Genomic DNA, 13,139 nt, shown 5'->3' on the forward strand with positions numbered 1-13,139 from the left:
TTCTGATGCGAATCTCACGGCTTTTCAGTCCGAAAAGTTTTTAAGTCAAAGCTCCCACTGCTCAAACTTAAAAACCTAAGAACGTGAATTGTCGAATCGATAATTACCAGCTTGCCTTCTTAACACCCGGAATGAGACCCTGTGATGCCATCTCACGGAACTGTATACGCGACAGACCGAACTGACGGATATAACCCTTTGGACGTCCGGTTATCTTGCAACGGTTGTGCAGACGGATAGGATTAGCATTCTTTGGGATAGCCTGCAGCTTTCTTGCAGCCTCATAAGCCTCTGCGGGGTCGTTAGTTGTAGCGATAATCTTCTTCAGAGCCGCACGCTTCTCAGCATAACGGGCAACGAGTTTAGCACGCTTGACCTCACGGGCTTTCATTGATTCTTTTGCCATATCACTTAATCGTTATTAGCGTTCTTGAATGGGAGGCCGAAAGCCTTCAGGAGAGCAAATCCCTCTTCGTCAGTCTTTGCAGATGTAACGAAAGTGATGTTCATACCCTGAATCCGGTCTACCTGATCGATGTTTATCTCCGGGAAGATGATCTGCTCAGTGATACCGAGGGTGTAGTTACCACGGCCATCGAACTTAGTGTTGATACCCTTGAAGTCACGGATACGCGGCAGGGCGATACGCACGAGCTTCTCAAGGAACTCATACATACGCTCGCGGCGCAGTGTTACCATGACACCGATAGGCATCTTCTTACGGAGCTTGAAGTTAGCGATATCCTTCTTAGAATAAGTAGGAACTGCCTTCTGACCTGTGATAGCAGTAAGCTCGTTGATAGCCACATCGATAATCTTCTTATCCTGAGTGGCATCACCAAGACCCTGGTTGATGACGATCTTCTCCAGGGCAGGGATCTGCATTGAAGAAGAGTAGTTGAACTGCTTCTTCAGAGCCGGAGCAATCTGATCAGTATACTGTTTCTTTAACTCTGCTGTATCCATATTACTTGATTTCCTCCCCTGACTTTTTAGCGATACGCTTTACGGTCTTGCCGTCACGCTCGATACGGATACGTGTTGCCTTTCCGCTCTTCGGATCGATGAGACTTACGTTAGAGATATGTATAGGAGCCTCCTGCTTAACGATGCCACCCTGAGGATTGGCAGCAGATGGCTTTGTGCTCTTCGAGACCATGTGAATGCCCTCGACGATGACACGCTCTTCGTCACGCAGCACCTTGAGCACCTTTCCAGTCTTGCCCTTGTCAGCACCGGCGAGGACAATTACCTGGTCATCCTTCTTTATATGAAATTTTGCCATTTCTGTTTTACTTTTATAGATTAAAGAACCTCTGGTGCCAAGGAAACGACTTTCATATTGACGGCGCGGAGCTCACGAGCCACTGGGCCGAAGATACGGCTACCGCGGAGCTCGCCAGCGTTGTTGAGCAATACGCATGCATTGTCGTCGAAACGGATGTACGAGCCATCAGCGCGTCTGATTTCCTTTTTAGTGCGAACGATTAAAGCTTTCGAAACTGCACCCTTTTTCAATTCACTTGATGGGATGACGTTCTGTACAGCAACTACGATAACGTCACCTACGCTTGCATAGCGGCGGCCTGTTCCACCGAGTACACGAATGCACTTAGCCTCGCGTGCGCCGCTGTTGTCTGCGACTGTAAGTCTTGATTCTACCTGTATCATAATTACTTAGCTTTTTCTACGATTTGAACTAATCTCCATCTCTTTGTTTTTGACAGAGGACGGGTTTCCATGATCTGAACAGTGTCGCCTACGTGAGCCTCGTTGTTCTCGTCATGGGCATGGTACTTTTTCGTGTGCTGCACGAACTTACCATATATAGGGTGCTTCTCCTTGAACTTGGATGCGATGACGATGGTCTTATCCATCTTGTCGCTGATAACAACACCCTGTCTTACTTTTCTTAAATTTCTTGTTTCCATCTGGACCACTATTATTTGTTAAGTTCTCTCTGACGAAGCACCGTTTTCATACGTGCGATGTCACGACGCGCAGCCTTAATCTGAGATGGATTCTCAAGCGGAGTAATCTGATGGTTGAGCTTCATCTTTGCCAGAGCCTCCTCAGCGTTTTCAATCTTCTCGACCAATTCCTTGGTCTCGAGTTCTTTTACTTCCTTAATTTTCATCTTTCTTAAGCGTTTTTGTCGTAATCACGACGAACAACAAACTTTGTCTTAACCGGCAGTTTCTGCGCAGCGAGGCGGAGAGCCTCCTTTGCGATGTCGAACGAAACGCCTTCTACTTCAAAGAGGATACGACCCGGAGTGACAGGTGCAACCCATCCTGCTGGATCACCCTTACCTTTACCCATTCGGACATCGGCAGGTTTGCGAGTGATAGGTTTGTCCGGGAAGATACGGATCCAGACCTGACCTTGACGATTCATGTAGCGGTTCACTGCCACACGAGCAGCCTCGATCTGACGGCTGTCGAGCCATTTAGCCTCAAGTGTCTTGATGCCGAATGAGCCGAAAGCCAGCTGTGTGCCTCTGTGGGCGTTGCCTTTGTTGCCACGTCCGTCCTGAGGCCTTCTATATTTTACTCTTTTTGGCTGTAACATGATAGCTTCTACTTTTAACGGTTATTGTTTCTTCTGCGGTTGCCTCTGCCCTGACGGCCACCACCGTTAGGACGGCCGGTATTCTTCTGCTCGGCGAAATTTGGTGTCAGTTCTACCTTGTGGTAGATTTCACCACGGCAGATCCATACCTTGATACCAAGGAGACCAACCTTTGTGAGAGCCTCTGTCTGGCAATAGTCGATATCAGCGCGGAAAGTGTGGAGAGGAGTACGTCCTTCCTTGAACATTTCCTTACGTGCGATTTCAGCACCATTGAGACGACCCGAAATCTGAACCTTGATGCCCTCAGCACCGGCGCGCATAGTGTTGGCGACAGCCATCTTGATGGCACGGCGGTAAGCAACCTTACCTTCCACCTGGCGAGCGATGTTCTCACCGACGATAGCAGCGTCGAGCTCAGGTCTCTTGATTTCAGAGATGTTAATCTGAATATCCTTCTTGAACAGATTCTTCAGCTCTTCCTTGAGTTTGTCGACGTCCTGACCACCTTTACCAATGACGAGACCCGGACGGGCTGTGCAAATAGTGATGGTGACGAGCTTCAGTGTGCGCTCGATGACGATGCGCGAAACCTGAGCCTTCTCGAGGCGCTTCATCAGGTATGCGCGGATCTTCTGGTCCTCGACGAGGTTATCGCCGAAATCCTTTCCACCGAACCAATTTGAGTCCCAACCGCGGATGATTCCCAGACGGTTGCTGATTGGATTAACTTTCTGTCCCATTCTATTATTCTTTTACATCATTGTTAGCGTCATTCTCGACAGCAGCCGGCTTGGTATCGACGAAGAGAGTGACGTGGTTAGAACGTTTACGAATTCTGTAACCGCGGCCCTGAGGTGCAGGGCGCATGCGCTTCATTGTTACGCCTCCATCGACGAAGATCTTTGTGATGTATAGTTCTCCGTCCTCGGCTTTGCGGTCATTCTTAACCTCCCAGTTAGCGATGGCCGAACGCAAGAGCTTCTCTACGTTCTGGGCAGCGGCCTTCTTCGAGAACCTGAGCACACCCAGTGCGCGGTTGACCTCCATACCGCGTACCATGTCGACGACATAGCGCATTTTGCGTGGAGATGAAGGACAATCATTGAGCTTTGCGAAATACAGGCTTTTCTTAGCTTCCTTACGAGCTTCAGCCTTTATATGTTTTCTTGCTCCCATTATATTATTGTTCTTTATTCTTAATGGATTATTGCCTGATTACTTCTTGTTGTTGCCTGAGTGGCCACCGAAGCGGCGTGTAGGGCTGAACTCTCCGAGCTTATGGCCTACCATGTTCTCAGTGATGTAAACAGGGATAAATTTGTTTCCGTTGTGGACAGCAACAGTATGACCCACGAAATCAGGGGAAATCATTGATGCCCTGGCCCATGTCTTAACGACACTCTTCTTGCCGCTCTCGTTCATGGCGAGAATCTTCTTCTCGAGCTTTACGTTAATGTACGGACCTTTTTTTAATGAACGACTCATAATTTACTCTTCTTGTTAACTTGTTTACTTCTTGTTAGCGCGGTCAATTATGTACTTGTTTGACTGCTTCTTCGGTGCGCGAGTCTTGAGACCCTTAGCGTACAGACCCTTACGTGAACGTGGATGTCCACCAGACTGACGGCCTTCACCACCACCCATCGGGTGATCAACAGGGTTCATGACGACACCGCGGTTGTGAGGACGACGGCCGAGCCAGCGTGAGCGACCAGCCTTACCAGACTGCTCAAGAGCGTGGTCGGAGTTGCCTACGCTACCGACAGTAGCTTTACAAGCTGAGAGGATCTGGCGTGTTTCGCCAGAAGGGAGCTTAATCACACAGTAACTGCCTTCACGAGAAGTAAGCTGAGCAAAGTTACCAGCCGAACGGACGAGCAGAGCACCCTGTCCCGGACGCAACTCAATGTTGTGGATCACGGTACCTACAGGGATGTTTGCAAGTGGAAGAGCGTTACCAACCTCAGGTGCTGCCTCAGCACCCGACATTACAGTAGCGCCTACTTTCAAACCGTTAGGAGCAATAATGTAACGTTTTTCACCATCAGCGTAGAAAAGAAGTGCAATACGAGCCGAACGGTTAGGATCGTACTCGATTGTCTTCACTACAGCTGGAACACCATCTTTCTCTCGCTTGAAGTCGATCAGACGATACTTCTTCTTATGACCGCCGCCGATGTAGCGCATGGTCATTTTTCCGGTGTTGTTGCGACCGCCGGTAGAACGTTTACCGTAAACGAGAGACTTCTCTGGCACGGATGCAGTAATATCCTCGCGTGTGCCAATAACTTTGTGTCTTTGACCCGGAGTAGTCGGGTTGAATTTACGTACTGCCATTTTTTATTTAAAGATTGCTGTAAAAATCAATTGAGTCACCATTCTTCAGGGTGACATATGCTTTCTTGTAGGCGTTGCGCTGACCTTTCACAAGGCCTTTCTTTGTGTAGCGAGCCTGACGCTTGCCAGAGTAGCGCATAGTGTTGACGTCTACAACCTTCACGTTGTACCGCTTTTCAACCTCCTGCTGAATCTGGAGCTTGTTAGCCTCGGGCTTTACGATGAAACCATACTTCGGCTGTGCCGGGATGGTTCTCACCTCGCCCTTGTGCTTAACGGTCTTGTCGACAGAAGACTTGTCTGTCATCTTGGTCATCTTCTCAGTGACCAGAGGTTTTATAATGAATGTCATAACTTTTGTCTCCTAAATTATTTGTTCAAGATCGAGTCAATAACCTTCAGAGAATTCTCAGTCACGACAACAACATCAGCGTTCAAAACTTTATACGTATTGAGCTGTGCTGCGGGCAGAACTTCAGCCTCCTGCAGGTTTCGAGCCGACAAATATACATTATTATTTGCTTCTGGCAAAAGAAGGAGCACTTTCTTGCCGTCAACTTTAAGATTTTTAGCAAAGTTTACGAACTCTTTAGTCTTTGGAGCATCAAAGTTGAAGTCTTCGACGACAACGATAGCATTCTCCTGAGCCTTGTATGTGAGAGCCGATTTACGAGCAAGAAGTTTTACTTTTTTGTTGAGTTTGAAGCGATAATCGCGTGGCTTAGGACCGAAGACGCGACCACCACCGACGAGCACCGGTGAGTTGATGTCACCACGACGAGCGCCGCCGCCACCTTTCTGGCGTCCGAGCTTGCGTGTAGAACCAGCGTGCTCACTTCTCTCCTTCGACTTAGCAGTTCCCTGACGCTGGTCAGCGAGATACTGTTTCACATCAAGATAAACGACGTGGTCGTTTGGCTCAATCCCGAAGATATTCTCGTTAAGAGTTACCTTGCGTCCGGTCTCCTGACCTTTGATATCTAATACGTTAATATCCATTACTTATTAATTATTACGGTTGAACCATTGCATCCAGCAACTGAGCCTTTCACGACGAGAAGGTTCTGCTCTGGAATAACCTTTAACACCTGAAGGTTCTGAGTAGTGACTCTGTCGCCTCCCATTTGGCCACCCATTCTCATTCCCTTGAACACTTTAGCTGGGTATGAGCAGGCACCGATAGATCCCGGTTTGCGTGCGCGGTCGTCCTGACCGTGAGTAGACTGGCCTACACCACCGAATCCGTGACGTTTCACGACACCCTGGAATCCTTTACCCTTCGATGTGCCGACGACGTCGACAAACTGTGCATCGCTGAAGATATCAACAGTAATAGTGTCACCGAGGTTGTGATCCTCGTCAAACTTGAACTCGGCCAAGTGCTTCTTTGGTGTTGTGCCGGCTTTCTTGAAGTGTCCCTGCATAGGCTTTGAAGTTCTCTTCTCCTTAGCCTCGCCGAAACCTAACTGAACAGCCTTGTAACCATCTTTCTCAACAGTCTTTACCTGGGTTACAACACAAGGACCAGCTTCGATAACAGTGCACGGTACGTTCTTACCGTCGGCGCTGAATACGGATGTCATTCCGATTTTCTTTCCTAATAATCCTGGCATTTCAATTAAACTTTTTAATATGAATAGTAAACTATTTTTTTTAATACCGTAATGAAGATCTGTTATTAGACCTTGATTTCTACATCGACACCTGAAGGCAACTCGAGCTTCATGAGTGCGTCGACAGTCTTTGGCGATGCGCTGTAGATGTCGATGATGCGCTTGAAGTCGGAGAGCTGGAACTGCTCACGGCTCTTCTTGTTGACGAATGTCGAACGGTTTACGGTGTAGATGCGCTTGTGTGTCGGCAGTGGAATAGGACCGCTGACGATAGCGCCTGTAGCCTTAACGGCCTTAACGATCTTTTCGGCTGACTTGTCGACCAGCTGATGGTCGAAACTCTTCAGCTTGATACGAATCTTCTGACTCATTTCTTTTGTTTTGTTGTATTGATGAATAATATTTTCAGAGCAAGAGAGGTACGCCCTTATAAGAGTCATTCGCTATAAGGACGCCTCCCTGCTGTTTTTTTGTCTGTATTATTACTTGATCAGCTCCGGATGACCTCCGACCTCTGTAAGGATTTCCTTAGCGAGGTTGCTGCTTACCGGTGCGTGGTGGTCATACTCCATAGAAGAAGTAGCACGGCCGGAAGTGATGGTACGCAGAGCGGTCACATAACCGAACATCTCGGCCAGCGGCACCATTGCCTTGACGATACGGGCACCGCTGCGAGCCTCGTCCATACCCTGCACGAGACCACGACGCTTGTTCAGGTCGCCGATGACGTCACCCATGCTCTCCTCAGGAGTAACAACCTCTACCTTCATGATAGGCTCCATGAGCACTGGCTGTGCCTTCGGGCAGAGGGTCTTGAAAGCCTGGTGAGCGACGAGCTCGAACGAAAGCTGGTCAGAGTCGACGGGGTGGAAGCTACCATCATTCAATGTAACCTTCAGACCAGTCATTGGGTAACCGCCGAGAACACCGTTAGAGAGGCAGTCCTGGAATCCCTTCTGTACCGACGGGATGAACTCCTTAGGAATGTTACCACCCTTGACGTTGTTGATGAACTGCAGATCGCCCTCCTTGTAGTCCTCGTCTTTCGGGCCGATAGTGACATCGATGCAAGCGAACTTACCACGACCACCAGTCTGCTTCTTATAAGTCTCGCGGCTCTGAGCAGTGCCCATGATAGCCTCCTTGTAGTTCACCTGAGGCTTACCCTGTGTGCACTCTACCTTGAACTCACGCTTCAGACGGTCGATAATGATGTCGAGGTGAAGCTCACCCATACCCGAGATAATTGTCTGTCCGCTCTGCTCGTCGGTGTGTACCTTGAATGTCGGGTCCTCCTCGGCGAGTTTTGCAAGACCGGTATCCATCTTAGCGACATCGGCCTGGCTCTTAGGCTCAACGGCAACGGAGATCACGGTGTCAGGGAATGTCATCGACTCCAGTACGATCGGATGATCCTCGTCGCAGAGTGTATCACCGGTACGGATATCCTTGAAGCCTACTCCTGCGCCGATATCACCAGCGTCGATTGACTCCATAGGAATCTCCTTATTAGAGTTCATCTGGAACAGACGGCTGATGCGCTCGCGCTTGCCCGAACGTGGGTTGTAGACGTAAGAACCTGCAGTGACCTTACCGGAGTAAACGCGGAAGAACACGAGGCGTCCCATGAACGGGTCGGTAGCGATCTTGAAAGCCAGAGCGGCTGTTGGCTCGCTCTCGAGAGGCTTGCGGTCCTCTTCCTCGCCGGTCTCAGGGTTTGTACCGCGGATAGCGGCAGTGTCCTCAGGCGATGGCAGGAAAGCGCAGGTGTAGTCGAGGAGCGGCTGCACGCCCTTATTCTTATATGAAGAACCGAGAGTCATCGGGGTGATCTCCATAGCGCAGGTACCCTTGCGGAGGGCAGCGATGAGCTGGTCCTCAGGAATCTCCTGACCGTCGAGATACTTCTCCATGATATCGTCGTCGAAGTCGGCAGCAGCCTCGACCATCTTGTCGTGCCACTCCTGAGCCTCGTCAACGAGGTCGGCAGGAATATCGTCAACCTCATACTCGGCACCCATGGTCTCGTCGTGCCAGAGGATAGCCTTCATCTTGATAAGGTCGACAACGCCCTTGAAGTTCTCCTCAGCACCGATAGGAATCTGTACGGGCACTGGGTGTGCGCCAAGGATGTCCTTCATCTGCTGAACAGTCTCGAAGAAGTCAGCACCGGAGCGGTCCATCTTGTTGACGTAACCGATACGCGGCACGTTGTACTTGTCGGCCTGACGCCAAACGGTCTCCGACTGTGGCTGCACACCATCAGCGGCAGAGTATGTTGCGATAGCACCATCGAGGACGCGGAGCGAACGCTCAACCTCAGCGGTGAAGTCGACGTGTCCCGGAGTGTCGATCAGATTGATCTTGTATGTCTTGCCTTTGTAGGTCCAGTTACATGTTGTAGCAGCAGATGTGATAGTGATACCACGCTCCTGCTCCTGGGCCATCCAGTCCATTGTGGCTGCACCATCGTGTACCTCACCAATCTTGTGGGTCTTACCTGTGTAGAACAGGATACGCTCCGATGTGGTAGTCTTACCTGCATCGATATGCGCCATGATACCGATGTTGCGAGTCAAATGTAAATCGCGGTTTGCCATTGTCTTTTTACCTTATTATGATGTTGTGTCTTATTAGAATCTGAAGTGTGCGAAAGCGCGGTTAGCCTCAGCCATACGGTGCATGTCCTCCTTACGCTTGAAAGCACCACCCTGATTGTTGAATGCATCCTGAATCTCAGCAGCGAGTTTCTCAGCCATGCTCTTTCCGCCGCGCTTGCGAGCGAAAGCAATCATGTTCTTCATTGCCACGCTGACCTTACGCTCAGGACGTATCTCGGTAGGCACCTGGAATGTAGCACCACCGATACGGCGGCTCTTAACCTCCACCTGCGGAGTGATGTTGTCGAGGGCCTGCTTCCAAATCTCTAACGGAGACTTCTCGTTATCCTTCATGCGCTGGCCTACGAGATCGAGGGCGTTGTAGAAGATCTCGTAAGAGATGCTCTTCTTGCCATCGTACATCAGATGATTAACAAACTTTGAGACCTTCTGGTCGTTGAACTTTGGATCCGGGAGGATCACACGCTTCTTTGGTTTTGCTTTTCTCATTTTTATAAAAATAAATTTTTGCGGAGGCTGTCGTCTGATTTCGTCACTTCAACGTCCTCACCCGGACATTTACTCAACCTTGTCTTTTAACAATTCTCCAGCAAAACTTGTTTTTAGTTGTATTTCTGTTTACGCCTCGGGCCATCAGCCATCTCCGACTGTTGACCCTCGGCCTTTTGTTGGGGTGTTGCGCCTTACTTCTTCTTAGGACGCTTTGCACCGTACTTTGAACGGCGCTGTGTGCGGTTTGTCACGCCGGCGGTATCGAGAGTACCGCGGACGATGTGATAGCGTACACCCGGAAGGTCCTTCACACGACCGCCACGAACGAGGACGATGCTGTGCTCCTGAAGGTTGTGACCCTCACCAGGGATGTAGGAGTTGACCTCCTTCTGGTTGGTCAGACGTACACGTGCGACTTTACGCATTGCTGAGTTAGGCTTCTTAGGGGTTGTCGTGTACACACGAACGCACACTCCACGACGCTGGGGGCAATTCTCCAGTGCGGGGCTGGCGCTCTTGCTGGCAACAGCCTTTCTGCCTTTTCTTACTAACTGTGAAATAGTAGGCATGATTCTTATTTTTTATGTATATATTATTTTGTTTATTTTCAACTTGTTACGCCACTTCAGAACAAGTACACAATGCCTGGGGCGTTTCGGGGTGCAAAGGTACAAACATTTCGGCAATTCACCTAATATACAGAAAACAAAAATACTCAGCCACTCTTTCAATTAACAAAATATAACTGTTTAAATGCTTTTTAACTGCAAAAGCGGTCGCAAACGGGTTGTCAGAAGCAGTGGGAGACCAACGGACAATGGGCGAAAAAGAGCGATCAAAGGGACCACAGCCCTATATATATAATATGTATAGGCATCGGCCGGAGTGCCGTTATGCTATATATATAATATGTATAGGCGGCGATTCCGACCGACGCAGGCCGACAATACCACTCCGTCCTTAACACTATACGATAACAGACGAAACATGAACGAAAATCCGAAAAATCTTGACAGCAAAACAATACATATCATTTGGCGTTGCAAAACAGGCCGTTTTGCAAGCTCAAACGGACCGTTTCGCATTGCAAAACAGGCCGTTTCGCAACGCCAAATGACCCTTATTGTAAACTCATTGAATACCAGCGGGTTACATAACAGGATAAATCGAGAACGGAATATGAATAATATTTACATCCAGAATGGGCTGACAGATGGAAATTCACGGCGATAATAGTGCGTCATTGCATATTTACAGCACACAGAAAACAAGCAAACGACGATTTGGCGCGATGCTTAACAGACTTTAACAAGGGTAAGAACGGGCAAATTTGGAGGGGCAGGAAAAATGTGGTAACTTTGTATCGTTGGCCACAAGGAGGTCACCCGAAGAGCATGACGGTGCCGCAGACCAACGCAAAAAGATAAAAACCGGAACTGCATTACATTCAATGAATCACAGGATTTGTTTTCTTACGCACAACTACCGCGGGCTGAACAGCTCGGGCAATAAGGCTAAACACGACAATGAAGTGACGCTGCGCGAGATTGGCGCGGTGAACCTCGGTGTGCCGACGACATACTACGACAGCAAGGTGGCATCGTTCTTCCTCGACTTGGCAGGTGTCGTGAAACTGTCGATGACCGTCAGCCGCGGCGACATCGTGGTGCTGCAATATCCCGTGAAGAAGTATTTCGCCTTCGTCTGCAATATGGCTCACGCCCACGGAGCAAAGGTTGTGGCCATCATCCACGACTTGGGGTCGATGCGGCGGCGCAAGCTCACGGTAGCCAAGGAGATCAGGCGGCTGATGCATGCCGACTATGTCATCGCGTCGAACGCCACGATGAAGGACTGGCTCTCGAAGAATGGCTTCACGAACGGGCTCGGAGCCCTGCAGCTCTTCGACTACCGATCGGCATCGCCGTGCAGGGAGAGAGCGGCAAGGAACTCAGAGGCCGTACCACGCGTTGTCTATGCCGGTGCGCTGAGCCCACGTAAGAACACCTTCCTCCTCGACATGGCGAAGGTGGCAAAGGGCTATGACCTCGAGATTTTCGGCAACGAGGACGGACTGCCGGGACTGAAAGCCTCGGAGCATGTACACCTCCACGACTTCATGGCCGCCGACGACTTCATCGCGAACGCACCGGGCGACTACGGATTAGTGTGGGACGGCGACAGCCTCACCACCTGCTCGGGCCATTTCGGCGAGTACCTCCGCTGGAATTCACCGCACAAAGCATCGTTCTATCTGCGCGCCGGACTGCCGCTGATAGTCTGGCGCTGTTCGGCACTGGCTTCGATAGTGAAGGAGTTGGGCGTAGGAATCCTCATCGACCGCATCGAGGACATAGGACCACGACTGTCGGCCATAACGCCCGATGAGCGCGCGACGATGGCGGCCAACGCGCTCTCTGTGGCACAGCGTCTGAGCACAGGAGCCTTCTTCAAGGACGCGCTGAAGGAAGCTGTCGACCGGATAGAATAAGAAAAAAGTGCCTGCCACCGGATGAACGGGAGCAGGCACTTTTTCGTATATAGTTTCTTTCGAAGCCTCGTCGCGGCTATATTAAAGATGTAGTTTCTTCATCAGCCGCTTCAAGGCCGATTGTTTGTACTCTTCAAATATCTTCGGAGCCATCACACGATAGTCGTCGACGGTGCTGATTACGACCGTACCGTGGTTCGTGGCCTGGTGAACGGGGGTCATATACGACGGACCGTACTGCGTGCGGAGGAACTCGTCGTAGCCTGCCGGCACCGGAACGGTGGTATTCTCGAAGGGCACCCACAGTGTCTCGTCGAAGATGTGGCGGTCGAAGGTGAACTTGTTGCCGTCGAAAGTCATCTCGGCCCAGCGCTTGCTGGTGACCGTACTATAGGCCCGAAGGCGGTCCTCGATACGGCGCATGTAAGCCTCGCGGCCCATACGCGAGAGGAGGTGGCGCATACGAATCTTCCTGAAAATCTGCAACCACCGTCCCGAATACAGGATATTGAGCTCGGCAGCCTTCATGCAACGAATCTCGTGGCGTGTGATTTTGAACAGTGCACGGTAGTCGTCAGCATTCTCGGGTACGCCGTCGAGGGGGAAGATGTCGATGAATATGCCCTGATGGAACTTCCGGTACGACTCACTGGGCCGCACGCAGGTGGTTCCGTTGCAGCGCAGCTGGGCGTGGCCGCGGATATAATAGGGGTCGGTGTATACGGTCTGGAGGAAGAACTGCGGTCCGAGTTCATCGGCATAATCGAGCAGCCGGTCGTAGTCGGGACGCGGCATCGACACGTCGATGTCGTCGTCCCAGGGTATATAGCCGTGATGGCGGATAGCACCTAAAAGCGTTCCACCATCGCACCATACCCTGAGTCCGTGGGCCTTGCAGACATCGATGAGCCGCTGGAACATCGTCAGCTGCACGCTCCACACGGCTTTCATGCCGGCATCAATGGTGTAGCCGTCGCGGGTCTCCTCGTTTAAGTTTACTATGTCCATAAG

19 protein-coding genes and 1 pseudogene are annotated in these 13,139 nt (G+C 50.4%); 1 reads left to right on the top strand and 19 read right to left on the bottom strand.

The window, feature by feature from the left end:
- Nucleotides 1-103 precede the first annotated feature (103 nt).
- The 18 genes and pseudogenes from rpsN to rpsL form a co-directional block, all read right to left on the bottom strand.
- The gene (rpsN, locus tag LDN30_RS09980; RefSeq protein ID WP_223926491.1) at nt 104-406 is read right to left on the bottom strand and encodes a 30S ribosomal protein S14; all 303 of its coding nucleotides are present in this window, start codon (nt 404-406) and stop codon (nt 104-106) included.
- A gap of 5 nt (nt 407-411) precedes the next feature.
- Nucleotides 412-966 (bottom strand): 50S ribosomal protein L5, encoded by a 555-nt coding sequence (gene rplE, locus LDN30_RS09985; protein WP_223926492.1) that lies wholly within the window; start codon nt 964-966, stop codon nt 412-414.
- 1 nt (nt 967) lies between these two features.
- Nucleotides 968-1,285 carry a 50S ribosomal protein L24 gene (gene rplX / locus LDN30_RS09990; RefSeq protein WP_223926493.1) on the bottom strand — a complete coding sequence of 106 codons (318 nt, stop codon included), beginning with the start codon at nt 1,283-1,285 and terminating at the stop codon, nt 968-970.
- Between the two features lie 20 nt (nt 1,286-1,305).
- Complete coding sequence (rplN, locus tag LDN30_RS09995) at nt 1,306-1,671, bottom strand: 50S ribosomal protein L14 (RefSeq protein WP_223926494.1); 366 nt, start codon at nt 1,669-1,671, stop codon at nt 1,306-1,308.
- 2 nt (nt 1,672-1,673) lie between these two features.
- The gene (rpsQ, locus tag LDN30_RS10000; RefSeq protein WP_223926495.1) at nt 1,674-1,931 is read right to left on the bottom strand and encodes a 30S ribosomal protein S17; all 258 of its coding nucleotides are present in this window, start codon (nt 1,929-1,931) and stop codon (nt 1,674-1,676) included.
- A gap of 11 nt (nt 1,932-1,942) precedes the next feature.
- Nucleotides 1,943-2,137 carry a 50S ribosomal protein L29 gene (rpmC, locus tag LDN30_RS10005; protein WP_223926496.1) on the bottom strand — a complete coding sequence of 65 codons (195 nt, stop codon included), beginning with the start codon at nt 2,135-2,137 and terminating at the stop codon, nt 1,943-1,945.
- A gap of 5 nt (nt 2,138-2,142) precedes the next feature.
- The gene (rplP, locus tag LDN30_RS10010) at nt 2,143-2,571 is read right to left on the bottom strand and encodes a 50S ribosomal protein L16 (protein WP_223926497.1); all 429 of its coding nucleotides are present in this window, start codon (nt 2,569-2,571) and stop codon (nt 2,143-2,145) included.
- 14 nt (nt 2,572-2,585) lie between these two features.
- Nucleotides 2,586-3,314 (bottom strand): 30S ribosomal protein S3, encoded by a 729-nt coding sequence (gene rpsC, locus LDN30_RS10015; RefSeq protein WP_223926498.1) that lies wholly within the window; start codon nt 3,312-3,314, stop codon nt 2,586-2,588.
- A gap of 4 nt (nt 3,315-3,318) precedes the next feature.
- Nucleotides 3,319-3,750, bottom strand: coding sequence for a 50S ribosomal protein L22 (rplV, locus tag LDN30_RS10020; protein WP_223926499.1), 432 nt, complete (start codon nt 3,748-3,750; stop codon nt 3,319-3,321).
- Nucleotides 3,751-3,789: 39 nt separating this feature from the next.
- A complete protein-coding gene (gene rpsS / locus LDN30_RS10025; RefSeq protein WP_223926500.1) occupies nt 3,790-4,059 on the bottom strand; it encodes a 30S ribosomal protein S19 in 270 nt (89 codons plus the stop codon).
- 24 nt (nt 4,060-4,083) lie between these two features.
- Nucleotides 4,084-4,911 carry a 50S ribosomal protein L2 gene (gene rplB, locus LDN30_RS10030; protein WP_223926501.1) on the bottom strand — a complete coding sequence of 276 codons (828 nt, stop codon included), beginning with the start codon at nt 4,909-4,911 and terminating at the stop codon, nt 4,084-4,086.
- 7 nt (nt 4,912-4,918) lie between these two features.
- Entirely contained in the window at nt 4,919-5,263 is a 345-nt protein-coding gene (gene rplW, locus LDN30_RS10035) for a 50S ribosomal protein L23 (RefSeq protein WP_223926502.1), read from the bottom strand.
- Nucleotides 5,264-5,280: 17 nt separating this feature from the next.
- Nucleotides 5,281-5,910, bottom strand: a complete 630-nt coding sequence (rplD, locus tag LDN30_RS10040; RefSeq protein ID WP_223926503.1) for a 50S ribosomal protein L4 — start codon at nt 5,908-5,910, stop codon at nt 5,281-5,283.
- Nucleotides 5,910-6,524 (bottom strand): 50S ribosomal protein L3, encoded by a 615-nt coding sequence (gene rplC, locus LDN30_RS10045; RefSeq protein ID WP_223926504.1) that lies wholly within the window; start codon nt 6,522-6,524, stop codon nt 5,910-5,912. The genes rplD and rplC overlap by 1 nt, the downstream gene beginning before the upstream one ends.
- A 65-nt stretch (nt 6,525-6,589) precedes the next feature.
- Nucleotides 6,590-6,895, bottom strand: a complete 306-nt coding sequence (rpsJ, locus tag LDN30_RS10050; protein WP_223926505.1) for a 30S ribosomal protein S10 — start codon at nt 6,893-6,895, stop codon at nt 6,590-6,592.
- Nucleotides 6,896-7,006: 111 nt separating this feature from the next.
- Nucleotides 7,007-9,124, bottom strand: coding sequence for an elongation factor G (fusA, locus tag LDN30_RS10055; protein WP_223929377.1), 2,118 nt, complete (start codon nt 9,122-9,124; stop codon nt 7,007-7,009).
- A 33-nt stretch (nt 9,125-9,157) separates the two neighbouring features.
- A complete protein-coding gene (gene rpsG, locus LDN30_RS10060; protein WP_223926507.1) occupies nt 9,158-9,634 on the bottom strand; it encodes a 30S ribosomal protein S7 in 477 nt (158 codons plus the stop codon).
- A gap of 144 nt (nt 9,635-9,778) precedes the next feature.
- Nucleotides 9,779-10,206, bottom strand: a pseudogene (gene rpsL / locus LDN30_RS10065) (30S ribosomal protein S12).
- Nucleotides 10,207-11,087: 881 nt separating this feature from the next.
- Here rpsL and LDN30_RS10070 point away from each other — a divergent pair.
- On the top strand, nt 11,088-12,128 hold the full coding sequence (locus LDN30_RS10070) for a glycosyltransferase (RefSeq protein ID WP_223929378.1): 1,041 nt from the start codon (nt 11,088-11,090) through the stop codon (nt 12,126-12,128).
- An 81-nt stretch (nt 12,129-12,209) separates the two neighbouring features.
- Here LDN30_RS10070 and LDN30_RS10075 read toward each other — a convergent pair whose 3' ends face one another.
- Nucleotides 12,210-13,136 (bottom strand): LicD family protein, encoded by a 927-nt coding sequence (locus tag LDN30_RS10075; RefSeq protein ID WP_223929379.1) that lies wholly within the window; start codon nt 13,134-13,136, stop codon nt 12,210-12,212.
- Nucleotides 13,137-13,139: the final 3 nt, after the last annotated feature.

Origin of the sequence: Prevotella lacticifex (assembly GCF_019973375.1) — a bacterium.
Lineage (GTDB): Bacteria > Bacteroidota > Bacteroidia > Bacteroidales > Bacteroidaceae > Prevotella > Prevotella lacticifex.